The sequence below is a fragment of the Neoroseomonas marina genome (genome assembly GCF_012927745.1).
In the GTDB taxonomy this organism is placed as follows: domain Bacteria; phylum Pseudomonadota; class Alphaproteobacteria; order Acetobacterales; family Acetobacteraceae; genus Neoroseomonas; species Neoroseomonas marina.
This window is the reverse complement of sequence record NZ_JABBKX010000006.1, coordinates 33,881-59,983: the sequence shown is the minus strand read 5'-3', so window position 1 is coordinate 59,983 and position 26,103 is coordinate 33,881. Positions and strand designations below refer to the sequence as shown.

General features: G+C 73.0%; 30 protein-coding genes. 20 read left to right on the top strand and 10 right to left on the bottom strand.

The genetic code is table 11. The features are described 5' to 3' along the window. Nucleotides 1-786, bottom strand: coding sequence for an alpha/beta fold hydrolase (locus tag GWK16_RS16880; protein WP_170055159.1), 786 nt, complete (start codon nucleotides 784-786; stop codon nucleotides 1-3). A gap of 56 nt (nucleotides 787-842) precedes the next feature. Then, nucleotides 843-2,192, bottom strand: coding sequence for an NAD(P)/FAD-dependent oxidoreductase (locus tag GWK16_RS16875; protein ID WP_170055158.1), 1,350 nt, complete (start codon nucleotides 2,190-2,192; stop codon nucleotides 843-845). A 161-nt stretch (nucleotides 2,193-2,353) separates the two neighbouring features. On the opposite strand from GWK16_RS16875, the gene GWK16_RS16870 reads away from it, so the two are divergent. Beyond that, nucleotides 2,354-3,334: a tripartite tricarboxylate transporter substrate-binding protein gene (locus tag GWK16_RS16870; RefSeq protein ID WP_170055157.1), complete on the top strand. Its 981-nt coding sequence runs from the start codon at nucleotides 2,354-2,356 to the stop codon at nucleotides 3,332-3,334. Here the strand turns inward: GWK16_RS16870 and GWK16_RS16865 are convergent, their stop codons facing one another. Beyond that, on the bottom strand, nucleotides 3,335-3,967 hold the full coding sequence (locus GWK16_RS16865) for a glutathione S-transferase family protein (protein ID WP_170055156.1): 633 nt from the start codon (nucleotides 3,965-3,967) through the stop codon (nucleotides 3,335-3,337). 58 nt (nucleotides 3,968-4,025) lie between these two features. Here GWK16_RS16865 and GWK16_RS16860 point away from each other — a divergent pair, with 58 nt between their 5' ends. From GWK16_RS16860 to rho, 8 genes are all read left to right on the top strand, one after another. Beyond that, nucleotides 4,026-4,457 (top strand): PaaI family thioesterase, encoded by a 432-nt coding sequence (locus GWK16_RS16860; protein WP_170055155.1) that lies wholly within the window; start codon nucleotides 4,026-4,028, stop codon nucleotides 4,455-4,457. Nucleotides 4,458-4,499: 42 nt separating this feature from the next. Further along, nucleotides 4,500-5,702, top strand: a complete 1,203-nt coding sequence (locus GWK16_RS16855) for an acetyl-CoA C-acyltransferase (protein WP_170055154.1) — start codon at nucleotides 4,500-4,502, stop codon at nucleotides 5,700-5,702. Between the two features lie 4 nt (nucleotides 5,703-5,706). After that, nucleotides 5,707-6,498 (top strand): DUF2272 domain-containing protein, encoded by a 792-nt coding sequence (locus GWK16_RS16850; RefSeq protein WP_248291442.1) that lies wholly within the window; start codon nucleotides 5,707-5,709, stop codon nucleotides 6,496-6,498. Continuing rightward, on the top strand, nucleotides 6,495-7,607 hold the full coding sequence (locus GWK16_RS16845; protein ID WP_170055153.1) for an oxidoreductase: 1,113 nt from the start codon (nucleotides 6,495-6,497) through the stop codon (nucleotides 7,605-7,607). The genes GWK16_RS16850 and GWK16_RS16845 overlap by 4 nt, the downstream gene beginning before the upstream one ends. A gap of 127 nt (nucleotides 7,608-7,734) precedes the next feature. Further along, the gene (locus GWK16_RS16840) at nucleotides 7,735-8,673 is read left to right on the top strand and encodes a tripartite tricarboxylate transporter substrate binding protein (RefSeq protein ID WP_170055152.1); all 939 of its coding nucleotides are present in this window, start codon (nucleotides 7,735-7,737) and stop codon (nucleotides 8,671-8,673) included. A gap of 62 nt (nucleotides 8,674-8,735) precedes the next feature. Beyond that, a complete protein-coding gene (locus GWK16_RS16835) occupies nucleotides 8,736-9,029 on the top strand; it encodes a DUF1330 domain-containing protein (protein ID WP_170055151.1) in 294 nt (97 codons plus the stop codon). After that, nucleotides 9,026-9,478, top strand: coding sequence for a protoporphyrinogen oxidase HemJ (gene hemJ, locus GWK16_RS16830; RefSeq protein ID WP_168043501.1), 453 nt, complete (start codon nucleotides 9,026-9,028; stop codon nucleotides 9,476-9,478). Before GWK16_RS16835 ends, hemJ begins: the two co-directional genes overlap by 4 nt. 242 nt (nucleotides 9,479-9,720) lie before the next feature. After that, nucleotides 9,721-10,995: a transcription termination factor Rho gene (rho, locus tag GWK16_RS16825; protein ID WP_170055150.1), complete on the top strand. Its 1,275-nt coding sequence runs from the start codon at nucleotides 9,721-9,723 to the stop codon at nucleotides 10,993-10,995. A gap of 94 nt (nucleotides 10,996-11,089) precedes the next feature. Here the strand turns inward: rho and GWK16_RS16820 are convergent, their stop codons facing one another. Beyond that, a complete protein-coding gene (locus GWK16_RS16820) occupies nucleotides 11,090-11,308 on the bottom strand; it encodes a hypothetical protein (protein WP_170055149.1) in 219 nt (72 codons plus the stop codon). 265 nt (nucleotides 11,309-11,573) lie between these two features. Between GWK16_RS16820 and GWK16_RS16815 the strand changes: the two genes are divergently transcribed. Further along, a complete protein-coding gene (locus tag GWK16_RS16815) occupies nucleotides 11,574-12,128 on the top strand; it encodes an HD domain-containing protein (RefSeq protein WP_170055148.1) in 555 nt (184 codons plus the stop codon). A 197-nt stretch (nucleotides 12,129-12,325) separates the two neighbouring features. Next, nucleotides 12,326-12,592, top strand: a complete 267-nt coding sequence (locus tag GWK16_RS16810) for a hypothetical protein (protein ID WP_170055147.1) — start codon at nucleotides 12,326-12,328, stop codon at nucleotides 12,590-12,592. A 4-nt stretch (nucleotides 12,593-12,596) separates the two neighbouring features. On the opposite strand, the gene GWK16_RS16805 is transcribed toward GWK16_RS16810, so the two are convergent. Further along, the gene (locus GWK16_RS16805) at nucleotides 12,597-12,992 is read right to left on the bottom strand and encodes a hypothetical protein (protein WP_170055146.1); all 396 of its coding nucleotides are present in this window, start codon (nucleotides 12,990-12,992) and stop codon (nucleotides 12,597-12,599) included. A gap of 97 nt (nucleotides 12,993-13,089) precedes the next feature. Between GWK16_RS16805 and GWK16_RS16800 the strand changes: the two genes are divergently transcribed. Further along, nucleotides 13,090-14,088, top strand: a complete 999-nt coding sequence (locus GWK16_RS16800) for a tripartite tricarboxylate transporter substrate binding protein (RefSeq protein WP_170055145.1) — start codon at nucleotides 13,090-13,092, stop codon at nucleotides 14,086-14,088. Then, nucleotides 14,085-14,858, top strand: a complete 774-nt coding sequence (locus GWK16_RS25760) for a GNAT family N-acetyltransferase (RefSeq protein ID WP_170055144.1) — start codon at nucleotides 14,085-14,087, stop codon at nucleotides 14,856-14,858. Before GWK16_RS16800 ends, GWK16_RS25760 begins: the two co-directional genes overlap by 4 nt. 51 nt (nucleotides 14,859-14,909) lie before the next feature. Here the strand turns inward: GWK16_RS25760 and GWK16_RS16790 are convergent, their stop codons facing one another. The 5 genes from GWK16_RS16790 to rfaD form a co-directional block, all read right to left on the bottom strand. Continuing rightward, complete coding sequence (locus GWK16_RS16790) at nucleotides 14,910-15,902, bottom strand: hypothetical protein (protein ID WP_170055143.1); 993 nt, start codon at nucleotides 15,900-15,902, stop codon at nucleotides 14,910-14,912. Between the two features lie 100 nt (nucleotides 15,903-16,002). Next, nucleotides 16,003-16,776 carry a polyphenol oxidase family protein gene (locus GWK16_RS16785; protein ID WP_170055142.1) on the bottom strand — a complete coding sequence of 258 codons (774 nt, stop codon included), beginning with the start codon at nucleotides 16,774-16,776 and terminating at the stop codon, nucleotides 16,003-16,005. Beyond that, nucleotides 16,776-17,792: a class I SAM-dependent methyltransferase gene (locus GWK16_RS16780; RefSeq protein ID WP_170055141.1), complete on the bottom strand. Its 1,017-nt coding sequence runs from the start codon at nucleotides 17,790-17,792 to the stop codon at nucleotides 16,776-16,778. The genes GWK16_RS16785 and GWK16_RS16780 overlap by 1 nt, the downstream gene beginning before the upstream one ends. After that, nucleotides 17,779-18,582 carry a prolipoprotein diacylglyceryl transferase gene (gene lgt / locus GWK16_RS16775; RefSeq protein ID WP_170055140.1) on the bottom strand — a complete coding sequence of 268 codons (804 nt, stop codon included), beginning with the start codon at nucleotides 18,580-18,582 and terminating at the stop codon, nucleotides 17,779-17,781. The genes GWK16_RS16780 and lgt overlap by 14 nt, the downstream gene beginning before the upstream one ends. Beyond that, nucleotides 18,582-19,565: an ADP-glyceromanno-heptose 6-epimerase gene (rfaD, locus tag GWK16_RS16770; protein WP_170055139.1), complete on the bottom strand. Its 984-nt coding sequence runs from the start codon at nucleotides 19,563-19,565 to the stop codon at nucleotides 18,582-18,584. The genes lgt and rfaD overlap by 1 nt, the downstream gene beginning before the upstream one ends. A gap of 98 nt (nucleotides 19,566-19,663) precedes the next feature. On the opposite strand from rfaD, the gene GWK16_RS16765 reads away from it, so the two are divergent. From GWK16_RS16765 to GWK16_RS16735, 7 genes are all read left to right on the top strand, one after another. Then, complete coding sequence (locus tag GWK16_RS16765) at nucleotides 19,664-19,954, top strand: accessory factor UbiK family protein (protein WP_170055138.1); 291 nt, start codon at nucleotides 19,664-19,666, stop codon at nucleotides 19,952-19,954. 133 nt (nucleotides 19,955-20,087) lie between these two features. Then, a complete protein-coding gene (locus GWK16_RS16760) occupies nucleotides 20,088-20,591 on the top strand; it encodes a type III secretion system chaperone family protein (protein WP_170055137.1) in 504 nt (167 codons plus the stop codon). Nucleotides 20,592-20,742: 151 nt separating this feature from the next. Then, on the top strand, nucleotides 20,743-21,084 hold the full coding sequence (locus GWK16_RS16755) for an STAS domain-containing protein (RefSeq protein WP_170055136.1): 342 nt from the start codon (nucleotides 20,743-20,745) through the stop codon (nucleotides 21,082-21,084). A 15-nt stretch (nucleotides 21,085-21,099) separates the two neighbouring features. After that, nucleotides 21,100-21,537: an ATP-binding protein gene (locus tag GWK16_RS16750; RefSeq protein WP_170055135.1), complete on the top strand. Its 438-nt coding sequence runs from the start codon at nucleotides 21,100-21,102 to the stop codon at nucleotides 21,535-21,537. Between the two features lie 111 nt (nucleotides 21,538-21,648). Beyond that, nucleotides 21,649-22,809, top strand: coding sequence for a chemotaxis protein CheW (locus GWK16_RS16745; RefSeq protein WP_170055134.1), 1,161 nt, complete (start codon nucleotides 21,649-21,651; stop codon nucleotides 22,807-22,809). After that, complete coding sequence (locus tag GWK16_RS16740; RefSeq protein ID WP_170055133.1) at nucleotides 22,806-23,504, top strand: response regulator; 699 nt, start codon at nucleotides 22,806-22,808, stop codon at nucleotides 23,502-23,504. The genes GWK16_RS16745 and GWK16_RS16740 overlap by 4 nt, the downstream gene beginning before the upstream one ends. Continuing rightward, on the top strand, nucleotides 23,501-26,101 hold the full coding sequence (locus tag GWK16_RS16735; protein WP_170055132.1) for an ATP-binding protein: 2,601 nt from the start codon (nucleotides 23,501-23,503) through the stop codon (nucleotides 26,099-26,101). Before GWK16_RS16740 ends, GWK16_RS16735 begins: the two co-directional genes overlap by 4 nt. Nucleotides 26,102-26,103: the final 2 nt, after the last annotated feature.

The window sequence follows — 26,103 nt, the reverse complement described above, 5'->3', positions numbered from 1 at the left end:
CTACGGCCACAGCTTTCTTGCATAGTCGATCAGCGCTTCTGCGACGGCGTCGGGCTGTTCGGGCAGCAATGCGTGCCCGGCGCGCTCGACGACCACGCGCTGCGCCAGCGGCCCGAGCGCCGCGCGCAGATCCTCCTCGCTCGGCGGCGCGGCGATCGCATCCTCAGCCGCCGCCAGATAGAGCAGCGGCTTGCGGTCCGCCACGCGCAGCCAGGACTTGTCCGTCGTCGCCTCCCTCGCGCGGCGTTGGGCGCGCGCGACCTCGGTATGCCAGCCCGGCAGCCAGACGCTCGCATCGTTCCCCGGCGCGAAATAGCCGCGACGCAGATGCCCCAGCCGCACATCGTCGGGCAGCGACGTATCGAAACTCCCCGCGATCGCCGCGCTGATCTCCGGATCGACCGTCGTCCCCGTCACCGCGGCCAGCATCGCCACGCCCTGCACCAGGTCCGGGCGCAGATGCGCGGTGATGCGTGCGACCCAGTTGCCGGCCGCATGGCCCGCCACCAGCGCGGTCGCGACGCCGTCCTGCTCCATCGCCGCAATCACGTCCCGCGCCATGTCGAACAGCGTCGAACCCTCGCGCAGCGGCGCCGACTGTCCGATGCCGCGCGGTTCCGGCCGGATCAGCCGCAGCCCCGCGGCGAGCAGCATCGGCGCGATGCCGTCGAAATCCTCCTGCCCGCGGCCCAGCGACGGCAGCAGTACCAGCGGATGCCCGTGGCCCTGCAGCCAGAGCTCGAGCAGGCCGGAGGGCAGGTCGAGCAGGCGCGTCTCATGATCCATGGCAGTCCTCCCGGCCGCGCAGTGAACACGTCCGGGCCACGCCTGGCGAGGGGCGCTCAGATCCCAGCCGGAGGGCGGAGCGGCGATCCGTCGAAGAAGCGCGACAGACGGAAGGGCGCCGGATCGACGACCGGCGGCGCGCCGGTCGCAAGGTCCGCCGCCAGCCTCCCTGCCCCGGGCCCGATGCCGAAGCCATGCCCGCTGAACCCCGCAGCGACAACCAGGCCCGGCAGCGCCTCGACCGGCGAGATCACCGGCACCGCATCCGGCGTCGAATCGATCCACCCCGCCCAGAGCCGCGCCGCGCGGATCCCCGCCAGCTCGGGATAGATGGCGACGATCTCGCGCAGCGTCGGCTCGACGATGCTCGCCTTCGGCTTCGGATCGAGCACGCGCATCCGCTCGAACACCGTCGGGCGGTCGAAGGACCATTTGCCATGCAAGGCGTCCGGCCCTTCGAAGAAGGACCGGCCGAAGCGCAGCTCCACCATCTTCCAGTTCTTGCGCAGGCTCGGCAGGAACTGGCGCGCATAGCGGATGCCAGCCGGCGTCAGTTCGAGCCGCCCGCGCGCCCGCGCCGCCACCAGGTACCCGCCGTCGAGCAGCGGCGTGAGGATGAAGTCCGGCGTGTAGAGCGGCCTGCCGCTCACCTGCTTCGCCGGCGTCGTCGCGAAGATCGTCGAATGCACCGAGGATTGCGGCATGTCCGCCCCGTGCCGCCGCAGGAACATCGACGCCCAGGCACCGCCCGCCAGCACCACCGCCTGCGCGCCGATCCGCCCCTTCTCGGTGAAGACGCCGCTGACACGCCCGCCCGTGGTGTCGAGCCCCCGCACCGCGCAGGTCTGGTGCAGCGTCGCGCCCAGCGCCCGCGCGCCGCGCGCGAGTGCGGGCGCCGCCTTCGCCGGTTCCGCCCGCCCGTCGCGCGGGGAGACGACGCCGCCGATCCACTCCTGCTCGTTGCCTGGCGTCAGCCGCTTCGCCTCGGCCGCATCGATCATGCGCGCGCCCACCTGGTAGGGCTGCGCCATGTCGAGCCACGCTTTCCAGCCGGCCAGCTGCTGCGGATCCTTGGTGACGTAGACGAGGCCGTTGCGCCGGAACCCCATGTCGGCGCCGATCTCGGCCGGCAGGCTGTCCCACAGCGACTGGCTGTGCTGCATGAGCGGGATCTCCCGCTCATCGCGGTTCAGCGTGCGGCACCAGCCCCAGTTTCGGCTCGACTGCTCGCCCGCGACGACGCCCTTGTCCAGCAACGCGACCGAATGCCCGGCCTTGGCCAGCGCATAGGCGGCGCCGACGCCGACGATGCCTGCGCCGATCACGGCGACATCGACCGATGCAGGCAGGGCGGCATCGCTCTCGACGGCATCGAGCAGACGGGGTTCGGGCTTCTGCGTCCTCATGCCTCATCTGTGCGCAGGTGCCTTCGCCTGTCCAGATCGGTGCAGGTCCATGTCGCGCCGAGCCATTTCATGGGTTGCGCACATCGCCGCGTGGGGGAACCATCCCTGCCCATGACCGAGCCCGTCGCTGGCGGCCCGGCCCCATGCCAGGAGACTCCGTCGTGACGCTGATCGACCGCCGCACCCTGCTCGCCGCCACACTTGCCATTCCCGCGCTGCGCACCGCCACAGCCCAGGGCGCCTGGCCCACGCGGCCGGTCACCCTGGTCAATCCGTGGCCGGCCGGCGGGTCGTCGGACACGATGACGCGGATTTTCGCGCAGCGCTTCAGCCAGGTTTTCGGCCAGCAATTCGTGGTCGAGAACCGCACCGGCGCCTCCGGCACGATCGGGCACAACTTCGTCGCCCAGCAGCGCCCCGACGGCTACGTGCTGCTCCTGGCGACGAACAGCACCTATGCCATCGCACCGCACCTGATCTCGCCCCTGCCCTACGACAATCGCGCCGCCTTCACGGGCATCAGCCTGGTGGCGCGTACCGCGCAGGCGGTCTGCGTGCACCCCTCCGTGCCCGTCACGACGATCCAGGACTTCCTTGCCTATGTCCGCGCGCGGCCGGGCGAGATCAACTTCTCCTCGGCCGGTATCGGCGCGACCAGCCATCTCGCGACGGAACTGCTGATGGCCGCTGCGGGCCTCGACATGATGCACGTCCCCTATCGTGGTGGCGCACCCTCGGCCCAGGCGGTGCTCGCCGGCGAGACGAAGATGTCCTTCATCGACGCCATCACCGCGTTGCCGCATCGCCAGGCCGGCACGCTGAAGATGCTCGCCGTCAGCACGGCGCGGCGCACGCCGCTCGCGCCCGATGTGCCGACGCTGCAGGATGCCGGCGTCGCGGGATTCGAATCCTCGACCGACATGGCACTGATGGCCCCGGCCAACCTCCCGGCCCCGATCGTCGCGCGCCTGACCGAAGCGGTGAAGGTCGCCGTCGCCGATCCGGCCTTCCGAGCGCAGGTCGTCGCCCAGGGCGCCGATCCGGTCGGCGGCACGCCGGCGGAATTCGGCCCCTACTGGACCGCCGAGTTCGACAAGTGGGGCACGCTGATCCGCGCCCGCGGCATCCGCATCCCGACCTGATCAGCGCAGGGGCGGCGCCGCGCTGCCCATGCCTGTCGGCGGCACGGTCCGCGCCACCGCGGGCCGCGCCTGCGCCGCGTCGAACAGCGCGGCCAGCGCCGGTCGTCCCTGCCGCCAGGCGAAGGCCGTGTGCCGCCGCTCGCAATACCCCAGCAGCGAGACCAGCGCGAACCACCCGGCATCCCGCGCCGCGAAGCCGCCGCGCGCCGCCTCCTGCTCCAGCGCATCGGTCACGCGCACGGCGCGCAGCGCCTCGAGCGCGATGACGCCCGGCGAGCGCTCGTGCTCCGGCCGGCGCAATTCCCGGTTCCACACCGCGATGCCGTCGAGCGCGCCGAGCACTCGCCCATAGGCCGCGAGCGCCCGCGGCTTTTCCGGCCCCGGCAGCAGCCGCCGCGCTGGCTCGACCAAGCTGTCGAGCATCGTCAGCACCGCCGTCGTCTCCGTGATGGCGGTCCCGTCGTCGAGCACCAGCGTCGGCACCCGACCGACCGGATTGTGCGGGAGCAGGACCGAGGACGGATCGCGCAGCGTCGCCTCCTCGGCCACGACGCGATCCTCGAGCCCGAGTTCGATGACCGCCATGCGGGCGATGCGGGCATAGGGCGAGCCGGGGGAATGGAAGAGCCTCATGCCGCGGACGCTACCACCCCCCGTTGACGGCGCCAGCCCGGCGCGCGAAGCCAGGGTCATGATGCACGCCCCCGCCCCTTTCGACCCCGCCGCCCATGGCTGGAAGATCCTGCATTGGCACGAGGATGGCTTCCCCACCCTCGTCGGCCCCTTCTGGTCGAAGAAGGACGGGGATGGCTGGGTCTACGGCCTGGTCGCCGAACCGCGCCACGGCAATACGCACGGCATCGTCCATGGCGGCATGCTGGTCACCTTCCTCGACCAGATCCTGGGCGTGACCTGTTGGACGGCCGCGAACAAGGCCCCGGTCGTGACCATCCAGCTCAACACGCATTTCGTCTCCGGCGCCAAGGCGGGCGAGTTCCTCGAGGCCCGGGCCGAGGCGGTGCGTGCGACGCGCTCGGTGGTCTTCGTGCGCGGGCAGCTCACGGTGGGGGAGCGGATCGTCGCGACGGCGGACGGGGTCTGGAAGCGGCTGGGCGCCCCCTGAGGGCTCGGCTACCCTCGGCCCACCGCCAAGGGAGGAAGCGCCATGCGAAGCGCCGTCATCGTCTCCACCGCCCGCACGCCGATCGGCCGCGCCTATCGCGGCGCCTTCAACGACACCAACGCGCAGACGCTGGGCGGCCACGCCGTCCGCGCCGCGGTGGAACGTGCCCGGCTCGACCCCAGGGAGGTCGAGGACGTGATCATGGGCGCCGCCCTCCAGCAGGGCTGCCAGGGATCCAATGTCGGCCGCCAGGTGGCCCTCGCCGCCGGCCTTCCCGACACCGTGCCGGGCATGAGCCTCGACCGGCAATGCTCCTCCGGCCTCATGGCCATCGCCACCGCGGCGAAGCAGATCCTGCATGACGGCATGCAGGTCGCGGTGGGTGGGGGGCTGGAATCCATCTCCCTCGTGCAGAACGAGAAGGCCAACTGGTTCCGCCGCGCCGACCCGTCGCTGATGGAGCGCGTCCCCGCGCTCTACATGTCCATGCTGGAAACCGCCGAGATCGTCGCCGACCGCTACGGCGTGCCTCGCGACGCGCAGGACGAATACGCCTTCGGCAGCCAGCAGCGCACCGCGGCCGCCCAGGCCCGCGGCGCCTTCGACGACGAGATCGTCCCGTTGCCCTCCGTGATGAAGCTGGTCAACAAGGAGACCAACGAGGTCCTCGACGTCCCGACCACGCTGAAGAAGGACGAGGGCAACCGCGCCGACACGACGCTGGAGGGCCTGCAGTCCCTCAAGCCCGTCTTCAAGGACGGCATGGTGGTGAAGCAGGGGAAGTTCATCACCGCGGGCAATGCGAGCCAGCTCTCCGACGGCGCTTCCGCCGCCGTGCTGATGGAGGAGAAGGAGGCCTCGAAGCGCGGCCTTCATCCCCTCGGCATCTATCGCGGCATGGCGGTCGCCGGATGCGATCCGGGGGAGATGGGCATCGGCCCCGTCTTCGCCGTGCCGAAGCTGCTCGCGCAGCACGGGCTGAAGATGGACGACATCGGGCTGTGGGAACTGAACGAGGCCTTCGCCTGCCAGGTCCTCTACTGCCGCGATCGCCTCGGCATCCCGCAGGAGCGGCTGAACGTCGACGGCGGCGCGATCTCGATCGGCCATCCCTACGGCATGTCGGGCGCGCGCATGACCGGCCATGCGCTGATCGAGGGCAAGCGCCGCGGTGCGAAATACGTCGTGGTGACGATGTGCGTCGGTGGCGGCCAGGGTGCGGCCGGCCTCTTCGAGGTCGCCTGACCGCATGATGCGGCGCGCCGTCATCCTTCTCGGCGCGCTGCTCGCCGCCTGTGCCGCGCCGCCTGCGCCGCCACCGGAACCGCCTCTCGCCTATCCGCCCGCGGCGCGCGACCGCATGCTGCGTATCGCGCAGGCCGAATGGGTGGATTGGGGGCGGCAGACCAGCGAGGCGCCCCCTGCGAGCGTGGAATCGGACCCGTACAACTTCCCCCGCGTGCTCGCCTATTGGCGCGCCGTGCCCGAAGGCGCGGAACCCATTGCGCGGAACCGCGCGCGGTTTCGTGCCGGCGACCCGAATCTGTGGCGCGAACCCGCATGGTCGGCCGCCTTCATCTCCTACGTGATGCGCGGTGCCGGCGTGGATGCGCGCGAGTTCCCGCCCTCCGCGGCGCATGGCACCTATGTCGACGCCCTGATCGGCGATGCCCTGCGCTTCCCCGGCCTCGCGCCCTTCATGCCATACGAAGTCGCAGAGCGGGCGCCGCAGCTGGGCGACCTGGTCTGCGCCGACCGTTCCTCCTCGCCGCTGGCGTCCTGGCGCGACCGCGCCGCCGATCGCGGCCGCTTCCGCCCGATGCATTGCGACATCGTGGTCCGCGTCGAACCCGGGGCCGTGCATGCGATCGGGGGCAATATCCGGGACGCGGTCACGCTGTCCCGCTTCGCGACCGATGCCTCCGGCCGCCTCCTTCCACGCGGCCGCGGGCAACCCACATGGTTCGCCGTCCTCGAGAACCGGCTGGGGCGCCTGCCCCCATGGTCCTCCCCATCCCGCAATGAGGGTCCCACCTCGTGACCGACCTCTTCTCACCCCTGACGCTGCGCGGCGTCACGCTCAAGAACCGCATCGGCGTGTCGCCGATGTGCATGTACTCCTGCCGTGACGACGGCCTGCCGACCGATTGGCATCTGGCGCATCTGGTCTCGCGCTCGGTCGGCGGCGCCGGGCTGATCATCACCGAGGCCTCGGCCGTCGTGCCCGAGGGCCGCATCACCCCGGCGGATGTCGGCATCTGGTCGGACGCGCACATCGCCCCGCACGCCCGCATCGTCGATGCGATCCACGCCACCGGCGGCGTCGCCGGCATCCAGATCGCGCATGCCGGCCGCAAGGCGTCCCGCCAGCCGCCCTGGGGCGTCGGCGCGGCCGATCCGTCCTGGGTCTGCCAGGCGCCCTCCGCCGAAGCCTTCGAGGGCTTCGCCGTCCCGCACGCGATGACCGAGGCCGAGATCGGCGCGACCCTCGCCGCCTTCGTCGAGGCCGCGAAGCGCTCGGTGAAGGCCGGCTACCGCTTCATCGAGCTGCATGGCGCCCATGGCTACCTGACCCACCAGTTCCTCAGCCCGATCTCCAACCGCCGCAACGATTCCTGGGGCGGCGACTTCGAAGGCCGCACCCGCTTTGCGCGCGAGATGGCGGCCGCCGTGCGCGCCGCCATCCCCTCCGACATCGCGCTCGGCCTGCGCATCTCCCACACCGACTGGGTCGAGGGCGGCTGGACGACGGAGGAGAGCGTGGAGCTCTCCCGCCGCGTGAAGGCGCTCGGCGTCGACCTGCTCGACGTCTCCTCGGGCGGCCTCGATGCCGGGCAGAAGATCCCGATGGGGCCCGGCTATCAGGTTCCCGGCGCGGAAGCGGTGAAGCGCGGCGCCGACATGCCGGTCGCGGCCGTCGGCCTGATCACCGAGCCGAAGCAGGCGCAGCAGATCCTCGCGGACGGCAAGGCCGACCTGATCCTGCTGGCGCGCGCGGTGCTGCGCGAACCCTACTGGCCGATGCGCGCGGCGGCCGAGCTCGGCCGCGTCGACGCGCTGCACATCCCGCCGCAGTACGACCGCGGCTGGAACACGCTCGGCAAGTGGACGATGGACCGCGGCATCGCGGCCCCGATGAAGGCGCTCTGACGCCATGACGCGGAGAGGGGCGCCTCCCCTCTCCGCACCTCTCCCCGCCAAGGGCCGAAAGGCCCTTGGGACCCGGGACCGGGGCGCCTAGTCTCGCGGCAGAAACGAGACCGCCGGGAGGAACACCATGGTCCGCACGATCGCCGCCGCGCTCTGCCTGCTCGCCTCCGCGGCGACGGCGCAGGAAGCCTACCCGAGCCGGACCATCACCCTCATCGCCGCCTATCCGCCCGGCGGGAACACCGACCTGATGGCACGCGCGATCCAGCCGGAACTCAGCCGCGCGCTGGGGCAGACCGTGGTGGTGGTGAACCGCGGCGGGGCGGCGGGCACGATCGGCAGCGCGGAACTCGCCCGCGCCCGACCCGACGGCTACACGATCGGCATCACGCCCAACAACCCGATCACGGCGCAGCCGCACGCCATCCCGCTCACCTATTCGCTCGACAGCTTCCGCTTCCTCTGCCGCGTCTACGATAACCCGCAGGTCGTCATCCTCGGCCGCAACGCGCCCTTCCAGGATTTCCGGGGCATGATCGCGCATGGCCGCAGCGCCCGCGAAGCCCTGGTCTACGGCGCACCCGGCAGCGCCAGCACGCAGCACATCCTGATGGCCGCGCTGCTCAAGCGCGCCAGCGTCGAAGGACTGATGGTCTCCTTCACCGGCGCGGGGCCGATGAGCCAGGCCGCCCTCGGCGGGCAGATCATGGCCTTCATCGAAGCCTCCTCCATCCCGGCCTCGACCGGCCTGACGCCGATCGCGGTCGTCACCGCCCAACGCCTGCCGCACCTGCCCGACGTGCCCACGGTCGGGGAGCTGGGCTACCCCGTCCAAGGCTCCTCCCACGGCGGGCTGATCGCCCCGGCCGGCATCCCGGACGCCGCGGCCGCCGCCATCGAGCGCGCCTGCGAGACGGCGGTGGCGAGCGAAGGCTTCCGGACCACGGCCCAGCGCCTCGCCTCCGTCCCGGCCTTCCTGCCCGGCGATCGCTTCCGCGAGACCTTCGCGGCCGAGAGTGCCGCGAACCAGACGCTGCTGCGCGACCTCGGCCTCGCCCGCCCGTAGACCGTCTTGCCCCGGCGCGCCGGCCCCGCCCATGCTGCGGCCCCGGCGCCAGAGGAAAGAACATGCCCGCCTATTTCCTGGTGAACATCACCGTCCGCGACCCAGCGAAGTTCGAGCAGTACCGCCAGGCCGTCCCCGCGGTGATCGCGAAGTTCGGCGGCCGCTACATCGTCCGCGGCGGCGCGGTCGAGGTGTTGGAAGGTGATCCCGGCCTCGACCGTGTCGTCATCCTCGAATTCCCCGACGCGGCCGCCGCCCGCGCCTTCTACGCCAGCGAGGACTACGCCCCGCTGCTCGCCCTGCGCCTCTCGGCAACCGAAGGCAGCATGGCGCTGGTCGAGGGCCTGCCGGGGTGACGATCGACGCGCTCGCGCCCTGGTATGTCTGGATCAAGTCGGCGCACCTGATCGGCACCTTCGCCTGGATGGCGGGGCTGTTCTACCTGCCGCGCCTGTTCGTCTACCACTGCCAGGTCGAGGTCGGTTCCGCGCAGTCCGAGCTCTTCAAGGTGATGGAACGGCGCCTGCTGCGCGCCATCATGAACCCGGCGATGATCTGGACCTGGACCTTCGGGACACTGCTCGTCCTCACCCCCGGGGTCGTCGACTGGAAGGCCGGCTGGTGGCACGGGAAGATGCTCGGCCTGCTGACCATGACCTGGCTGCACCATGACCTCGGCCTCGCCCGCAAGGCCTTCGAGCGCGACGCCAATACCCGCAGCGAGCGCACCTGGCGGATCCTGAACGAAGTGCCGACCCTCGCCCTGATCCTCATCGTCGTGATGGTGATCGCGAAACCCTTCTGAATTTCGCGGGGTTCCGCGCCCGGCCGCGCGGTTCCCCGTTGACGGGCGGCCCGCGCATCCATAGGTTCCGGGTACTTCCCGCTCACGGTGCGGGCCATCGCGCCCCGCGCCGCCACTTCCCTCCTCCATTCGGGACATCGCCCCTCGCGCCCATCGCGGCGCCGACCCGGGCGATCAGGCTCCTTCGGGGCCATCGGGAACGTCCCGGCCAATCCCCTGCTTCGGACCGCGTCCAGGACCCCATGCATCTTTCCGAACTCAAGGCCAAAAGCCCCGCCGACCTCCTCGCCTTCGCCGAGGAACTGAACATCGAGAACGCGTCCTCGCTCCGCAAGCAGGACATGATGTTCGCCATCCTCAAGACCCTGGCCGACAACGACCAGGCGATCTTCGGCGAAGGCACGCTCGAAATCCTGCCCGACGGCTTCGGCTACCTCCGCAGCCCGCAGGCGAACTTCCTCCCCGGCCCCGACGACATCTACATCTCGCCCGCCCAGGTGCGCCGCTTCGGCCTGCGCACCGGCGACACGGTCGAAGGCCAGATCCGCTCGCCCAAGGATGGCGAGCGCTACTTCGCGATGCTGAAGGTCAACAGCATCAACTTCGAGCCGCCCGAGGCGCTCAAGCACCGCATCAACTTCGACAACCTCACGCCGCTCTATCCGCAGCGCCGGCTGAAGATGGAGAACGCCGAGGTCGAGTCCGTCGGCAAGGGCCCGACCAAGGACAACACCCATCGCGTCATCGACCTGATCGCGCCGATCGGCATGGGCCAGCGCGCGCTGATCGTCGCCCCGCCGCGCACCGGCAAGACGGTGATGCTGCAGAACATCGCGAAGTCGATCACGGCGAACAATCCGGAAGTCTTCCTCATGGTGCTGCTCATCGACGAGCGGCCCGAGGAAGTGACCGACATGGCCCGCACCGTCCGCGGCGAAGTGGTCGCCTCGACCTTCGACGAACCCGCGACGCGTCACGTCCAGGTCACCGAGATGGTGCTCGAGAAGGCCAAGCGCCTGGTCGAGCACAAGCGCGACGTGGTGATCCTGCTCGACTCCATCACCCGCCTCGGCCGCGCCTACAACTCGGTCGTGCCGTCCTCGGGCAAGGTGCTGACCGGCGGTGTCGACGCGAACGCCCTGCAGCGCCCCAAGCGCTTCTTCGGCGCCGCGCGCAACATCGAGGAAGGCGGGTCGCTGACCATCATCGCCACCGCGCTGATCGACACGGGTTCGCGCATGGACGAGGTGATCTTCGAGGAGTTCAAGGGCACCGGTAACTCGGAAATCGTCCTGGACCGCAAGCTGTCCGACAAGCGCACCTTCCCCGCGATCGACATCACCAAGTCCGGCACCCGCAAGGAAGAACTGCTGGTGGATCGCGCGACGCTGTCGAAGATGTGGGTCCTGCGCCGCATCCTGAACCCGATGGGCACGCAGGACGCGATGGAGTTCCTGCTCGACAAGCTGAAGTACAGCAAGACGAACCAGGACTTCTTCGATGCCATGAACACCTGATCGGTGTTCGTGGCAGCGCCGGACGCGTCTCGATAGGACGCGACCGGCGACCAGCCTCCGGCCTGCGCGGTGCAGGCCGGGCCCGCCGGCGCCGTCAGGCGACGCGCCGGCCGACGATGCAGCCCCCGAACCGGCGGTGCGCCGCGGGGATTTCGCCCCGGACCATGGCGCCGAGCATGTGCGGCACGATCAACGCGGCCGTCTGCCAGGGCGCCAGCCCGGCCAGCATCGGCGACCACAGGTCCAGCCAGGCCGTCACCGCGTAGGCACCGGGGATCGGCACGAGCGCCACCCGCGACCGCGAGGCGCGCATGATCGGCGGTGCCCGGCGCCAGCGCCGCCTCGGCCCGCGCTATCCAGATCTCCGCCGCCACCGCGCGCCGCATCGGCCGGTTCACGCCCGCGGCCGTTGTCGCCGTCGCCGCAGAGCATCGCCCGCGCTGTTTCCGGCACCTCGCGCGCCATGACCCGTGCCGGCACCGGCCCCCACGGGCCGAACCCCCACGACCGCCCACGCCGCGCGCCGCGTGCGGGAGGCCGCTTGCCTCCCCGCCCCATTCCGCCGCAAGGACAATCCCATGCCGCCCGCCGAGACCTCCGCCGCCCGCCTCCTCCAGGCCACGCTCTTCGCCGCCCGCGCCCATGCCGGCCAGGCGCGCAAGGGCGCGGCCGCCGAACCCTACGTGACCCATGTGATCGAGGTCGCCGCCATCCTCGCCGAGGCCGGCGCACCGGAGGAGGCCATCCTCGCCGGCCTGCTGCACGACACGGTCGAGGACACCGAGACGACCCATGCCGACCTGGTCGCCGCCTTCGGCGAAACGGTCGCGAACCTCGTCGCCGAGGCCACCGACGACAAGACCCTGCCGAAGGAGACGCGCAAGGCCCTGCAGGTCTCGCTGGCGCCCAAGAAGTCGGATGCGGCGAAGCAGTTGAAGCTCGCCGACAAGATCTCGAACCTCCGGGCCATCGCGGACAGCCCGCCGGCCAATTGGAACCATGCCCGGCGCACGGAGTATGTCGGCTGGGCGGGCCGCGTCGCGGCCGGCTGCAAGGGCGTGAACCCCGCGCTCGACGCGCTGTTCGACGACACCTACCGCGCCGCGTTGGCGCGCCTCGCCGACGACGTCTGACCGATCGACGCGGCGCCGGCGCGCAGCCGGCCACCCGCGTCCCCGGGCGGGCACGGCTGCCGGCCGGCGTCGGATCCGCCGAACGGTCCCGGATCTCCGTCACCGTCCGTCACGCGCTGCCGCCATCCGGCCACGGGCGCGCCGCCGCGCCGCCTTGCGCCGGGCGTCTCCTGTCCTTGCTGGAAGGAGATACCGCCATGCGCCGTTCGCTTCCCATCCTCGCCCTGGTCCTCGGCACCCTCGCCGCCACCCCGGCCCTCGCCTGGGACTACCACCGTCCGCCGCCGGTGCAGGGCTGGCGACCGGCCCCGGCGTGGCAGCACGGCCATCATTACGGCTACGGGCGCAGCTACGCCTACCGCCCCTGGCGGCCCGCGCCCGCCTGGCGGGAAAGCTGGCACCGCCCGGCCCCGCCGGCGTGGCACCGCCGCGACCAGGCCTGGGGCTATGGCCGCCGCTGGTAGACGGTCAGGCCTTGCGGGAGACCGGTGCCGTCCGCTCCAGCAGCGGCTGGAGCGCGGCCCGGGCCTCCTGATAGGACCCACGGTCGAGGGCGACGCGCGCCGCCTCGAGCGCCTGCGTCGCCCGTCCGACCCGCTCCCGCCCCGGACGGCGGAGGTTCGCCACCATGGTTTCGGCCCGCCCGATGCGATCCCGTGCCTCGGCCGGCCGGCCGGCGGCGAGCGCCGCATCGGCCGCGGCGACATGGCCGCGGAATTCGGCCCGCAGGGCGCCGCGGCGCTGCTGGCCCTGGACTTCGCCCGCGGACGCCGCCCCCTGCTGCGCCACCGCCGGCTGGGCGGTGAGGATCCAGGCCAAGGCCAGGGCGGCAAGCCCCGTCGTACCGGTGAATCGTGCTGCCATCTTCCGTCCCTCGCAATCTCGTGCGATCACCACAGCAGCGCCGGGTGACGAGCGTTTTTCAGGCGCGCAACGGATTGCAACGGATGGCCCCCGCAGCATGCGCGACGGGAAGCAGGGCATGCGGATGATCGGGACAGGCTTCGGCGCCGGACGGCGCAGCCTGCTGCTGGGGGCGCTCGCCCTGCCGGCGCTCGCCAGGCCGGCCCGTGCCTGGACACCCTCGGGGCCGGTCCGCGTCATCGTTCCCTTCGCGCCCGGCGGCACGAATGACGAGGTGATGCGCGTTCTGGCCGAATGCGCCGGCCGCCGCCTCGGCCGCCCCATCGAGGTCCACAACAAGCCCGGCCGTCCGGGCGTGCGGATGATCGCCGGCCTCGCCTCGGCGACGCCCGACGGGCTCGTCATCGCGCAGCTGCCCGCGGCGGCGATCCGCATCGCGCTGCTGGACCACCTGCCGCTCGACTTCCCGGGCGACCTCACGCCGATCCTGGGCGTCGCCGGCAGCGCCTTCGGGTCGATCGCGAAGAAGGACCGCTTCCCCGAGGGCTGGCGCGGCTTCATCGCCGAGGCGCGGGAGAAGCCGGGCGTGCTCTCCTATGGCAGCGCCGGGGTGAATTCGAACGGCCACCTGACCATGGCACGGCTGCTGCTGCGCGAACGCGTGCAGGTCGTCCACGTCCCCTTCCGCGGCGCGGCCCTCGGCGTCCGCGCCGTGGTCGCGGGCGATGTCGACGTCATGGCCGGCCCTGTCAGCATCGGCAGCGCGGTGACCGACGGGGATGCCGTCTGGCTCAACGTCTGGTCGGCCGAGCGCATGCCCCGCTGGCCCGAGGCGCCGACGCTGCGCGAGCTCGGCTACCGGCTCACCGTCACCGCGCCCTTCGGCATCGTGGGCCCGGCGGCCCTGCCGGCCGAGATCACCGCCAGCCTGCACGACGCCTTCCGCGCCGCCATGCAGGACCAGGCGTTCCACGACGTGCTGTCCAGGAACGACATGACCGAAGACTACCGCGACGGCCCCAGCTACGGGGCCTTCCTCGCCCAGTCCGCCCGCGTGGAGGAGATGCTGATCGGCCGGCTCGGCCTGCAGCCGTGACGCCTCCTGATATCCTCGCGCTCGAACGCGCGACGCTCAGCACCGTTCCCGCGCCCCGCATCGCCTTCGACGGGCCCTTCGTCGTGCGCGCCTATGCCGGCGGCACCGGGCGGGCCAATGCGGCGTCGAGCCTCGACCCGTCGCCCGATCCGGATCTCGAAGCTCGCGTCGCGCGGGTCGAGGGATTCTACGCCGCCCTCGGGGTGCCGCCGCGCTTCCGCTCCACGCCGCTGGATCCGCCGGGCCTGGCCGAGGCGCTGGCCGCGCGCGGCTATGTCGAGAAGGACGAGACGGTCATCCTGCTCGCCCCGATCGCAGCCCTCGCCGCCCCCGATCTCGCCGCCCAGGCCCATCCCGAACCCGACGCCGACTGGATGGCGGTCACCGCGACGGCCGAGCACCAGAGCCCCGCGCGCCGCCGCGAAAAGGAAGGCACCCCGGCGCTGCTGATGGTCCCCGGCGCCTGGATCACGCTGCGGGACGCCGGGCAGCCGGCCGCCGTGATCTCGGCCGTCGCCGCCGGTCCGATCGCGGGCTTCTTCGACCTCGCCGTGCGTCCCGAGCACCGGCGCAAGGGCCTCGCCGCCCGCGCGGTGCGCGCCGCCGCGCACTGGGCCGCCGGGCTCGGCGCCGAATGGATGTTCTGCCAGGTGGCCAAGGCGAACACCGCCTCGATCGCGCTCAACACCGGCCTCGGCATGACCGAGGCCTATCGCTACCGCTACCTGGTCCGCGCCGGCGACGCGGTGCCCTCGCTCAATTTCGGCTGAGGGCCTTCGACGGGCCCTCGCCGATCGTCCGGCCGTGGTCAGGACCAGGCTCTATTCCGCGGCCTGCGGCTGCGGCGTGGGCAGGGTGCCCGGGTTCTGCGGCATGGCGAGCCCCTGCCCGGCCTGCGGCCCGGATGGGCGCGGCGCCTCGCCCGGCTGGGTCGGAAAGCCGCCAGCATTGGACACCACCGTCCTGACGCCGCCCGCGGCCTCGTTCGCCGCGGCGAAGGCGACGTCGCCCCAGAAGCGCTCGAGCACCCCGTGCGGCACCTCGTTCAGCTGCAGCACGCGGCCGAGATCCTCGCCATCCTGGCGCGACACGGTCCACAGGATCTCGATCCGCTGGGTCCGGGTCGCCGGTTGGTTCACCACATCGACCTGGCCGGTGACCGCGAAGCGGGCGCCCTGGGCGCTCTCCTGCACCACCAGGCCCTGCTGGGTCAGCGCCTCGCGCAGCCGGGCCGTCAGCGCCATGTTGCCATCGCCCGGCGCGCCGCGGACCATCGGGACGTAGATGCGGGGCGGCCCGGCGACCGCGAGGGCCGCGGGGTCCATGCCCTTCCGCGCCGCCTCGGCACGCAGCAGCAGGTCGGCCACCCGCGGCGCGGCGTCGCGCGCGACGCGGGCCAGCAGGTCCGCACTCGGCGCCGACCATTCGCGGGACGACACCCGCGCCCCGTCGGCGCTGCCCTGACGCTGCCCGTCCGGATCGGTCAGGGTGTAGCGCGGCACCACGGCATTGCCCTCGATCCGCGTTTCCACCGTCAGCCGCCAGTCGAGCGGCAGCGGGTCGGTCGCCGAAGCCGGGACCTCGTTGGCCAGCAAGGCGGTCGACAGCGCCTCGGCGAAGCCATCCGCCTGGCGGTCGGTCAACATGGCGCCAGCGGGCCGGGGAATGGCGAGCCGGTAGGCGGGCGGCGCGGCGAGCAGCCCGGCCTGACCGCCCGGATTGCCTCGGAAGGGCTGCGGCAGGTCGCCACAGGCGGCCAGGACAAGGAGCGCGAGCGCGGCCAGTCCGGCCCGGATGGGGTCAGACCAGCGCAAGGCAGGACACCAGCAGGGTCAGCAGCATCAACGCTCCGAACATCAGGATGTAGGGCATGGCGTCCTTATTGGCGCCGGGCACCGGCTTGACCAGGGGTGCTCAGACCGCCAGCGCGATCGCCGAGAGCTGGTGGCCGATCGGCCCACCCCCGGCGAGCGTGTTCCGCCGATGGCTGAAGAAGTCGCCTTCCAGCGCCAGGGTGTCGTAGGGGGTGATTTCGACCCCGGCGCCCGCCGCCGAGAGCCTGGCGGCACAATATCCCGCGAGGTCGAACTGCCAGCGCCCCTCCCGCCGCCCGTCGGCGAAGAAGCGGGCATGGGCGGGGTCACGCGCCAGCACCGCGTCGCGCAGATCGGCCGCCACTTCGTAGGAGGGCTGGCGGATGCAGGGCCCCACCGCGGTGACGATCGCTTCCCGCCGGGCGCCGAGCGCGAGCATGGCCGCAATGGTTGCCTCCAGCACGCCGCCGACGGCGCTGCGCCAACCGGCATGGGCGGCGCCGATCACCCCGGCGGCGGGGTCGGCGAACAGGACGGGCGCGCAATCGGCGGTGACGATGCCGAGCGCGACCCCCGGTCGCCGCGTGACCATCGCGTCGGCCTTCGGGCGGTCGTCGTCGGGCCACAGCGTCTCCACCACCGCGACATCCGGGCCGTGCACCTGGGTCAGCGCGGCGAGCGATCCCGGCGCCACGCCCAGGGCGTCGGCCGCCCGGCGGCGGTTCTCCCGCACCGCATCCGGGTCGTCCTTGCCCGACAGGGAACAGTTCAGCGCCGCGAAGGGCCCGGCGGACACACCGCCCCGGCGGGTGAAGAAGGCATGAGCCAGGCCGGACTCGGCGGCGAGGCTCTCGGCGGTGACGAACTGGGCCATCAGCCCTCCTCGAATCCCGGCAGCGTCGGCAGACCGGCGTGGCAGAGGCAGATCGCCTTGAACAGCCGCCCCATATGCTCGGGCGCGGCCAATCGCTGCGCCGCCGCAAGATGGTGCGTCGCACGCTTCGGGTCCATCCGCGCGAGCATCGCCGCCCGGCTGAACAGCCCGAGCCGCCCGAGGAAGACCCCCTGCGGCAGCGGCCCCTGCACCCGCGCCCCGGCCGCACGGGCCGCCGCCGCGAAGGCCGCGAAGTCGACATGGGCCGTGACGTCGGCCGAACCGGGCGCGCCCAGCGGGTCTGCGGCACCGTGGCGCGCCATCGCCTGCAGGCTGTCGCCGAAGCCGCTCTCGGCCGGCCCATAGTCGAGGAACAGCGCCGCCCCGCCCTGCGCCGCGATCCGCGCCCCCAGCGCGGCGCCGATCGCGCGCGCGGGTTCGCAGACTTCCTGCACCGCACCCTCGGGCGCGTCCTCCGGCAGGGCCGGCGCGCCCTCGGCCGACCCCTCCACCAAGGCGCCGGCGGCGACGAAACGTTCCAGCCAGCCTCCGCCGCGGCGCACGAACTGGCGAATCGGCAGCGCGTCGAGGAACTCGTTGGCGATGACCATCGCCGGGCCCGGCGGCAGCGCGGCGATGTCGTCATGCCAGGCGGCCGCCGCGCCGCCCAGCCGTTCCGCCTGGACGGCGCGCAGACGGGGGGAGGTCTCGACCAAATGCACCCGCGCCGCCGCGCGGAAGGGCGGCACCATCTCGCCCACCGCGCGGAGGGCATCTGCCATCAGCGTGCCGCGACCGGGGCCGAGTTCCACCAGCAGCACCGGCTCGGGCCGCCCCATCGCCTCCCAGGCGATGGCCGCCCAGAGGCCGAGGCATTCCCCGAAGGCCTGGGTGATCTCGGGCGCCGTGGTGAAGTCGCCCCCGGTGCCGAAGGGTTCCCGCGTGGCGTAGTAGGCGGCGGCCGCCCGGCCGAGGAAACGATCGAGGCGCTCGGGCGGCGCGTCAGCCTTCGACATGCCGCGCCCGGCCGCGGAGGATCAGCCAGCCGCCGATCAGGATCATCGGCAGCGACAGCAACTGCCCCATGGTCGCGCCCGCAAACAGGAAGCCGAGATGCGCGTCCGGCTGGCGGAAGAACTCGCCGGTGATGCGCGCCAGGCCGTAGCCCGCCAGGAAGGTGCCGGAGAGGATGCCCGGCCGCGCCCGCACCCATTCGCTGCGCGCGAGCCACATCAGCACGCTGAACAGCACGATGCCCTCGAGAAAGGCCTGGTAGAGCTGCGAGGGATGACGGGGGTCCGGCCCGCCGGTGGGGAAGACCATGGCCCAGGGCACATCGGTGACCCGGCCCCAGAGCTCGCCATTGATGAAATTGGCCAGCCGCCCGAAGAACAGCCCGATCGGCACCACGCAGACGATGCGGTCGGCGAAGGCCACCCAGTCGATCGCGTTGCGCCGCGCGAACAGCCAGGTCGCGACGATCACGCCGAGCGCCCCGCCATGGAAGGACATCCCGCCATGCCACAGCGCGAGGGCCTCCCACGGCGCCGTCACGTAGTAGCCCGGCCGGTAGAACAGCACGTAGCCCAGCCGCCCGCCGAGGATGATGCCGAGCGTCGCCCAGGTGACGTAGTCGTCAACCTGCTCGGGTGTGGCGACCTTCGGCGTGCGCTGGACCAGCACCCGGGCGACCCGCCAGCCGAGGATGATGCCGGCGATGTAGGCCAGCGCGTACCAACGGATGGCGAAGGGCCCGATCTCGATCAGCGTCGGGTCGATGGCGGGGAAGGGAATGGCGAAGAACATCAGGCGAAGGGATCCTCGGCGTTCATCAGCACGTCCCGCACATAGGAACGCACCCCGTCCTCGAGCGTCGTGGGCGGCTGCGTGAAACCTGCCCCGCGCAGGCGCTCCATCCGCGCCTCCGTGAAGTACTGGTACTTGCCCTTGAGGTCATCCGGCATGGGCACGAAGCGGATGTCGGCGTTGCGTCCCAGCGCGGCATAGATCGCCCGCGTCAGGTCGAGGAAGGTGCGCGCCTGGCCCGAGCCGATATTGTACAGGCCCGACGCCTCCGGATGCGCCTCGAGCCACAGCATCGCCGAGACGCAGTCGCGCACATGGACGAAGTCGCGCTTCTGCTCCCCGTCGGCGATGCCCTCGCGGTCCGAGGCGAACAGGGTCGCCGCCTCGCCCTTCATGATCTGGTTGAACTTGTGCAGCACCACCGAGGCCATGCGCCCCTTGTGGTGCTCGTTCGGCCCATAGACGTTGAAGAAGCGCAGCCCCGCCCAGACCGGCGGGCGCTTCCGCCCAAGGGCCAGCATCTGCGCCACCCGCCGGTCGAAGGCGAGCTTCGACCAGCCATAGAGGTTGAGCGGCCGCAGCCGGGCCAGCGCCTCGGCGCGCAGATCGTCCTCGAAGCCGAGCGCCCCGTCGCCATAGGTCGCCGCCGAGGAGGCATAGATGAAGGGCACCCCCGCATCCGCGCACCAGTCCCAGAGCATCTGCGGCAGGGCGAGGTTGGTCGCCGCGACCAGGTCCCCGTCCGTCTCGGTCGTCGCGCTGATCGCCCCCATGTGGAACAGCGCCCGGACCGGCGGTTTCGTCGCCAGGAAGGCCGGAAGGTCGTCCGGCGCCACGATGCCCGCGATCGGATGCTTCGCCAGGTTGCGCCACTTCAGGCCCTGGCGCAGCCGGTCCACGACCACCACCTCCTCCCCACGGGCGCAGAGCGCCGCGACGAGGTTGGACCCGATGAATCCGGCCCCGCCGGTGACGATGTGCATGGTCGATATTCCGCCCGGCAGGCCTTGAGAGGGGGGCGCGGGCGGTATAGGCCCCGGTGGGACGGCCCCGCAAGGCGAGCGGCACGAAGGAGATGACCATGGTCGGCAATGGTGGCCGCGCGAAATTCATGGACGACCTGGCGGGCGTCGCCGGGGGTGCCTTCTCGGTCCTCGCCGGCCTGCGGACCGAGCTCGAGGCGATGGCCAAGGCGCAGGCCGAGGCGATCGTCCGGCGGCTCGACCTGGTCAAGCGCGAGGAACTGGACGCCGCGATGGAGGTCGCCCGCCGCGCGCGGGAACAGGCCGAAGCGCTGGAATCCCGGCTCGCCGCCCTTGAACACCGGGTCTCGGAACTTGAAGCTGGCACGGACTCCTCACCCGAAACCTGAAGACCGAATTACAACCGCTGCAGGCTTGCGACGCGATTCTGCGTCTGCGTAGTCTGCCTTTCGTATCCCGCTGCCCGATTCGCACCCCATATTTAGTGGTGCCGGGCGGCAGACCCGGGCAAGGAGGTGCCGCATGTCCGCCTCTCTCCACTTGGACCGCGACCGTTCCTCGAACCCTCTCGACATCCTCGAACAGATCATCGCTGCCAATGAATGGGCCTTCGAGCGCCGTTCGGACGGGGAGATGGCGGCCGAGGCACCGGGAAAGTGGTGCGACTACGGCCTGCACTTCTCCTGGTCGCACGAGATCAGCGCGATGGCCTTCACCTGCGCCTTCGACCTGAAGGTGCCGGCCGACCGGCGCGAAAAGCTCTACGAACTCCTCGCCCTGGCGAACGACCGGCTCTGGATCGGCCATTTCGGCATCGAGGCGGAAGACGGCGTGCCGGTGTTCCGGCATTCCGTCCTGCTCCGCGGCTCGCCCTCCGCCTCGGCCGAGAGCCTCGAGGACATGGTCGACATCGCCATCACCGAGTGCGAGCGCTTCTTCCCCGCCTTCCAGTTCGTCCTCTGGGGCGGCAAGGCGCCGGCCGAGGCGCTGGCGGCCTCCATGCTGGACTGCGTCGGCGAAGCCTGACCGCACCGGCCGGCGCCCCGCGCCGGCCGCGACATGCAATTGTCACATGCGGGAGGCCGCCCCCTTCCCTTATCACGTCTTCGTCAACGAGACTGTCCAGCGTGGGGCGTGGCTCACCGTCCTGGCGGTGGTCGGAAGGGATGATGGCGCGATGAAGATGGACATTCAGGAGATGGCGCCGGGGGTGAACCGTGTCGTCCTCGACGGGCGCCTCGACGCCGCCGGCACCGGCGAGATCGAGTTGCGCTTCACCGCGAGCATCGCCCCCGCCGACCGCCATGCGGTGGTCGACCTCGCCGCCGTCCCGTTCGTCAGCTCGCTCGGCATCCGGCTGCTGCTGACCGTCGCGCGCACGCTGCAGCGGCGCGGCCGCAAGGCCGTCATCCTCAACCCTCAGCCCTCGGTCATGACGGTGTTCGAGACCGTCGCCCTCGGTACGCTGATCCCGATCGCGACCGACGATGCCGAGGCGCTGGCGCTGACCGCGACCTGAGGCGGGGGCCGGTCGGTGACGCAGGCCACCGGTCCGGAAGAGGCGGACAGGCTCCGCCTCTCCATCCCTGCCTCCTCGGCGGGGCTGACGGCAGCGCAGCCCCGGCTGCGGGCCTTCCTCGACGCCCGCGGCCTGCCCGGCGGCATCGCGGACCGCGCCGAACTCCTCGTCGAGGAAGCGGTGATGAACGTCGCCATGCACGGCGCCGAGGATGCGGCGACCGCGCAGGTCGACCTGCTGGCCGAGGCCGGGCCGGATCGTTGCATTTTGGTCTTCGAGGATGCCGGCCGCGCCTTCGACCCCACGGCCGGCGAGTTGAAGGAACGGCCGCTGAGCCTCGCGGATGCGGAACCCGGCGGGCTCGGCCTGGTGCTGATGCGGCGGATGACGCGCGAACTCGCTTATGAGCGCCTGCCGGAAGGGCGGAACCGCCTGCGCATGGTCCTGCTCTGACGCGCCGGTGGCGTTCCGGTGCTGGAAGGGCCTAGCCTGGGGTTCGCGATACAGGCGGGGCGCGGTGCCGAGGAGTGCTGCCGGAACACGCACGGGCATTGGAGGTTCCGCATGACTGCGGAACCCGAAGCGCTCGCCCTGCGTGCGGGCATGCGCTGCTTCCTGCTGCCCCCGCGGTCCCGCCGGCTCGAAGCCCCTCCCGCCCCGCGGCCCGTGCCGGGCGCGCCGCCGGGACTGCTGGGCCTCGCCATGGTCGACCGGCGCGGCGCGATGGTCTGGGCGCTGACCCCCTTCCCGTCTGCCTGGGTGGTGGTGGAACGCGACGGCGGCGCGGTCGTGTGCGGCGGTGACGCGGTGACGGAACCGACGGCCGATGCGGTGCCGCTCGCCCTGCCGGAAGCGACGCCGCTGCCCATGCCGGCGCCCGTGGCGCTATCGATCCCGCCCCGGCCCGCGGCGATGCCGCTCGCCGCGCCGCGCAGCCGCGACCATTACCTGCTCACGCACGGTACCGGATCGGTCTCCGTCCCGCTCGCGGCGCTGGAAGGGATGGGCTCGCTGCGGCCCGGCATGGATCCGGCGACACCGCCGGGCCTGCCCGGCGCCTTCGGCATCCATGAGGTCGCCGGGCGGCGCGTGCTGGTCCTCGATCCCGCGTGGTGCACCGGGGGCAGGCCCGCCACGGGGATGGCCTCGGGGCTGGTAGCGCTGCTGCGGATCGACGGCCGCCTGCTCGCCATGCCGATCGGTCGCGCCGCGCCCGGCATGGAAGGCCCCGCGCTCGAGGAACGGCTGCGCGAAACGCCGGACGGCCGCGCGCTGCTCGACGCCGCGCCGCACGCGCTGCCCGCCGCCGGCCCCGAAGCGGGCCGCGAGGTCGCGCGCCTGCTGCTGTGCGAAGCCGGCGGCACCCGCTTCGCCGTCGTGGCGGCCGAGATCGCGACCGTCCTCGCCCCGCTGCGCCCGGCCCCGGCGCCCGCGCCGGTCCCGTCCCTGCGCGGCGTCGTCTCCCATCGGGGGGAGGTGCTGCCGGTGCACGACCTCGACCCGCGCCTCGGTCCACCCCTCCTCGCGCCGGCTCTCGCCCAGGCGCCGCTGCTGCGCCTGGCGTTGCCGCGGCCGGTCGCGGTGCCGGTCGAGCGCGTGCTCGGCCTGCGCGCCCTGCCCGCGGCCCTGATCGAGGCGGTCGCGGACGACGTGCTGGTCTCGGGCCTCGCACCGCTCGACGGCATGGGCGTCCGCATCTGCCGCGCGGCGGCCCTGCCCGCATGACCGCGCCCGATCCCGACCTCGTCGCCGCCTTCGCCGAGGAGTACCGCGCCGGCGCGGCGCGCCTCGCCGCCGCGACGGACCTGCCGGCGGCGGGACGGGTCATCGCCAATCTCCGCGCCATGGTCGAGGCGGTGGGGATCGCCGCGCTGCTGCCCCCGCTCGACACGGCGGCGGACGCGGTCGCGGCCGGGGATGCCGATGCGCTGCACGCGGCGGCCGCGGCGATGGGTGGGGCGCTCGACGCCGCCCTCGCGCCGCCCGCGCCCCCGCCGGCCGGGCGCGTCCGAACGCTGGTGGTCGACGATTCCCCCACCATGCGCCGCCTGCTGCGCCAGATCCTCGCCGCCGACGCCGCCTTCGAGGTGGTGGCCGAGGCCGCCGACGGCGCCGAGGCGATCGCCCGCAGCGCCGAGACGGCGCCGGACCTCGTGCTGCTCGACATCGAGATGCCCGGCATGGACGGCGTCACGATGCTGCGCCACTGGGCGCTGAACGGACGCGGCACGGTGCTCGTCGTCTCCTCCGCGACGCCGCCGGGATCGGCGCTGGCGCGGGAGGTCCGGCGGCTCGGCGCCGCGGGCGTCACCGGCAAGCCCTCCGGCGCCCTGTCGGCCGACATGGCGGAACGGCGGGGCGCGGCGCTGATCTCGGCCGCGCGCCGCGCCGCCGGCCTGCCGCAGGATGCCGCGCCGTGATCGACGACGACCTGCGCGACCACTTCGCGGCCGAGAGCGAGGAACATCTCGACACCATCGAGACCCTGCTCGCCGCCGGCGTCGCCGATCGCGCGGCGATCGATTCCCTCTTCCGCGCCTTCCATTCGCTGAAGGGCATGAGCGGCGCGCTGGGCGGCGCGGGCATGATGGCGGTGGCGCATCGCTGCGAGGACATCCTCGGCCTGGCGCGCCAGGGCCGCGCGGCGATCGTCGGGGAGGCGGCGAATGCGCTGGTCGCGGCCGTCGACACCATGCGCCGCCAGCGCGCCGGACTGGTCGGGGAGAATTGCGACATCCCGGCCCCGGCGGCGCTGCTGTCGCGGCTCGGCGCCGTCGCGGACGGCACGGCGGTGGCCACGCCGCCGCCCGCCGCCGCACCGCCACCCGCATCGGCGCCTTCTGCGGCGTCGCAGGCCGCGCGGCATTTCGCCGTGCTCGCCGAGGTCTCCGCCAAGGTCGCGATGAACCTCGCCCCGCTCGCGGCCGGCGCGTCGCACGAAGCGACGACGCTCGCCACTGAGCTCGCGGCGCTCGCCCGCGCCGCGGGGGCGGGGCGCGTCGCGGCGACGCTCGACGCCCTGCCGCGACGCGCCGGCCCCTCTGCATTGCCGGCCTTCGGGGATCTGTGCCGCGGTCTCGTGGCGCTCTCGGCGCTGACCGGCCAGGATGCCGGCGCGGCGGCGCTTCAGCAGGCATTGGCCGAGACCTCGGGCCAGGCCGGGCTGCCGGCGCGCCTCGGCGCCCTGGCGGAATTGCTGGACGGCGCCGACCCCGCCGCCTGCGTGGCCGCGGCACGGGACGGCGCGCGCATCGCCGCCGCGATCGGCGAGGCGCCGCTCGAGGACCTGCTGCTCACGGTCGAGGATCTCTGGGACCGCCTCGCCGAGCCGGACGCCGCCGCGGCCGTCACCGCCCGCCGCGCGCTGATCGCCGGCCGGCTGCGCGCGGTCGCGACCGGCGGCCTCGCCGTCCTGCGCACCCAGGCCGAGGAACCCACCGCACCGGTCGCCGCCCCCGGCATCCCGCCGGACTTCGCCGCGACACTGGGCCCCGAAGGCGCCGAGCGCGCCGCCGCAGCGGTCGCGTCCGGGCGGGGCCTCTACCGCGCCCGCCTCGGCCACCTCGCGACGGTCGAGCGCGAGGCCGCGCTGATCGAATGGCTCACCGCCCAGGGCGCCGAGGCGCTGGCCAGCCGCCTGCTGCCCGGCAGCGACCCGCCGGTGCTGGAACTGCTCCTCGCCGGCCCCGCCGATGCCCGCGCCTTCGAGGCGAGCCGCGCCGCCATCGATCCCGCCGGCACGCTGGTCGCCGCGCTGACGCCGCTCGGCGCCACGCCGGCCGGCGAGCCCGCCACGCCCGCCGCCGGCGGCACGCTGCGCCTGCGGCAGGAAACCGTGGACGGCATCATCGCCCTCGAGGCCGAGGTGCGCGCCGCCGGCCTCTCCCTCGCCGATGTCGCGGGCCGCACCGAGGTCCGCGGCCTCGCCACGCGCATCGCCAGCCTGACGCGCGACCTGCCGCCCGGACGCGCCGCCGAGGCCGCCGCGCTCGCCGACCGCGTCAGCGCCACCATGCAGGAGGTGCAGGGCACCGCCGACCGCCTGACCATCGCGCTGCGCCGGCTGAACGAAGCGATGATGGAGCTGCGCGTCACACCCCTCGCCGCCCTGTTCGGCCGCATGCCGCGCATCGCCCGCGCGGTGGCCGAAGCCGCCGGCAAGGAGATCGAGGTCGAACTCGCCGGCGGCGAGGTCAGCATCGACCGCGGCCTGATTGAGATCCTCGCCGATCCCCTGCAGCACCTGGTGCGCAACGCGGTGGACCACGGCGTCGAACCCCCCGCGCAGCGCAGCGCCGCCGGCAAGCCGCCGCGCGCGCACCTGCGTATCGCCGCCGAACGCCATGGCGCGGACCGCGTGCGCGTCACCGTCGCCGACGACGGCGCGGGCATCGACACCGAGGCGGTGCGCCGCGCCGCCGTCGCCCGTGGCGTGGTGGGCGGCGCCGAGGCCGCGCGCCTCGACGAGACCGGCGTGCACCGCCTGCTGTTCCGCCCCGGCTTCTCGACCAAGGACCGCGTCAGCGCGACCTCGGGCCGCGGCGTCGGCCTCGACGTGGTGGAGGACGCGGTCCACCGCGCCGGCGGATCGGTGACGGTGTCGAGCCGCCCGGGCGCGGGGACGGAATTCGTGCTCGACCTGCCGCTCTCGGCCGCCATGGCCCCGGTGCTGCTGGTCGAGGCCGGCGGCCACCCCTACGCCCTGCCCGTCGCGCGCGTCGAGGCGGTGCTGCACACCGGCACCCTCGGCAGCGCGGGGGAACTGCCGCCGGTCGTCTCGCTGGAGGCCGCGCTCGGCCTGCCGGTGCCGGGCGAACCGGGCGGCATCCTGCTGCTGCGCGGTGCGGGCGGGCGGCGGATCGGCCTGTCGGTCGGCCGGGTCAGCCGGCGCGTCGACCTGCTGCTGCGCCCGCTGCACCCGACGCTCGCCGCCCTGCCCGGCGTGGGCGGCGTCGGCGTGCTCGGCACCGGTGAACCGGTGGTGGTCCTGGAACCCGACGGGCTGGCGCCCGCCTGACC

Coding starts and splice junctions, on each gene's coding strand:
- GWK16_RS16800 (WP_170055145.1), top strand. CDS start 13,090: ATGCGCGACGGGAAGCAGGGCATGCGGATGATCGGGACAGGCTTCGGC.
- GWK16_RS16765 (WP_170055138.1), top strand. CDS start 19,664: ATGGTCGGCAATGGTGGCCGCGCGAAATTCATGGACGACCTGGCGGGC.
- GWK16_RS16860 (WP_170055155.1), top strand. CDS start 4,026: ATGATGCACGCCCCCGCCCCTTTCGACCCCGCCGCCCATGGCTGGAAG.
- rfaD (WP_170055139.1), bottom strand. CDS start 19,565: ATGCACATCGTCACCGGCGGGGCCGGATTCATCGGGTCCAACCTCGTC.
- GWK16_RS16780 (WP_170055141.1), bottom strand. CDS start 17,792: ATGTCGAAGGCTGACGCGCCGCCCGAGCGCCTCGATCGTTTCCTCGGC.
- GWK16_RS16820 (WP_170055149.1), bottom strand. CDS start 11,308: ATGCGCGCCTCGCGGTCGCGGGTGGCGCTCGTGCCGATCCCCGGTGCC.
- GWK16_RS16745 (WP_170055134.1), top strand. CDS start 21,649: ATGACTGCGGAACCCGAAGCGCTCGCCCTGCGTGCGGGCATGCGCTGC.
- GWK16_RS16835 (WP_170055151.1), top strand. CDS start 8,736: ATGCCCGCCTATTTCCTGGTGAACATCACCGTCCGCGACCCAGCGAAG.
- GWK16_RS16855 (WP_170055154.1), top strand. CDS start 4,500: ATGCGAAGCGCCGTCATCGTCTCCACCGCCCGCACGCCGATCGGCCGC.
- lgt (WP_170055140.1), bottom strand. CDS start 18,582: ATGTTCTTCGCCATTCCCTTCCCCGCCATCGACCCGACGCTGATCGAG.
- GWK16_RS16865 (WP_170055156.1), bottom strand. CDS start 3,967: ATGAGGCTCTTCCATTCCCCCGGCTCGCCCTATGCCCGCATCGCCCGC.
- GWK16_RS16785 (WP_170055142.1), bottom strand. CDS start 16,776: ATGGCCCAGTTCGTCACCGCCGAGAGCCTCGCCGCCGAGTCCGGCCTG.
- rho (WP_170055150.1), top strand. CDS start 9,721: ATGCATCTTTCCGAACTCAAGGCCAAAAGCCCCGCCGACCTCCTCGCC.
- GWK16_RS16840 (WP_170055152.1), top strand. CDS start 7,735: ATGGTCCGCACGATCGCCGCCGCGCTCTGCCTGCTCGCCTCCGCGGCG.
- GWK16_RS16760 (WP_170055137.1), top strand. CDS start 20,088: ATGTCCGCCTCTCTCCACTTGGACCGCGACCGTTCCTCGAACCCTCTC.
- GWK16_RS16755 (WP_170055136.1), top strand. CDS start 20,743: ATGAAGATGGACATTCAGGAGATGGCGCCGGGGGTGAACCGTGTCGTC.
- GWK16_RS16815 (WP_170055148.1), top strand. CDS start 11,574: ATGCCGCCCGCCGAGACCTCCGCCGCCCGCCTCCTCCAGGCCACGCTC.
- GWK16_RS16740 (WP_170055133.1), top strand. CDS start 22,806: ATGACCGCGCCCGATCCCGACCTCGTCGCCGCCTTCGCCGAGGAGTAC.
- GWK16_RS16850 (WP_248291442.1), top strand. CDS start 5,707: ATGATGCGGCGCGCCGTCATCCTTCTCGGCGCGCTGCTCGCCGCCTGT.
- GWK16_RS16805 (WP_170055146.1), bottom strand. CDS start 12,992: ATGGCAGCACGATTCACCGGTACGACGGGGCTTGCCGCCCTGGCCTTG.
- GWK16_RS16875 (WP_170055158.1), bottom strand. CDS start 2,192: ATGAGGACGCAGAAGCCCGAACCCCGTCTGCTCGATGCCGTCGAGAGC.
- GWK16_RS16810 (WP_170055147.1), top strand. CDS start 12,326: ATGCGCCGTTCGCTTCCCATCCTCGCCCTGGTCCTCGGCACCCTCGCC.
- GWK16_RS16880 (WP_170055159.1), bottom strand. CDS start 786: ATGGATCATGAGACGCGCCTGCTCGACCTGCCCTCCGGCCTGCTCGAG.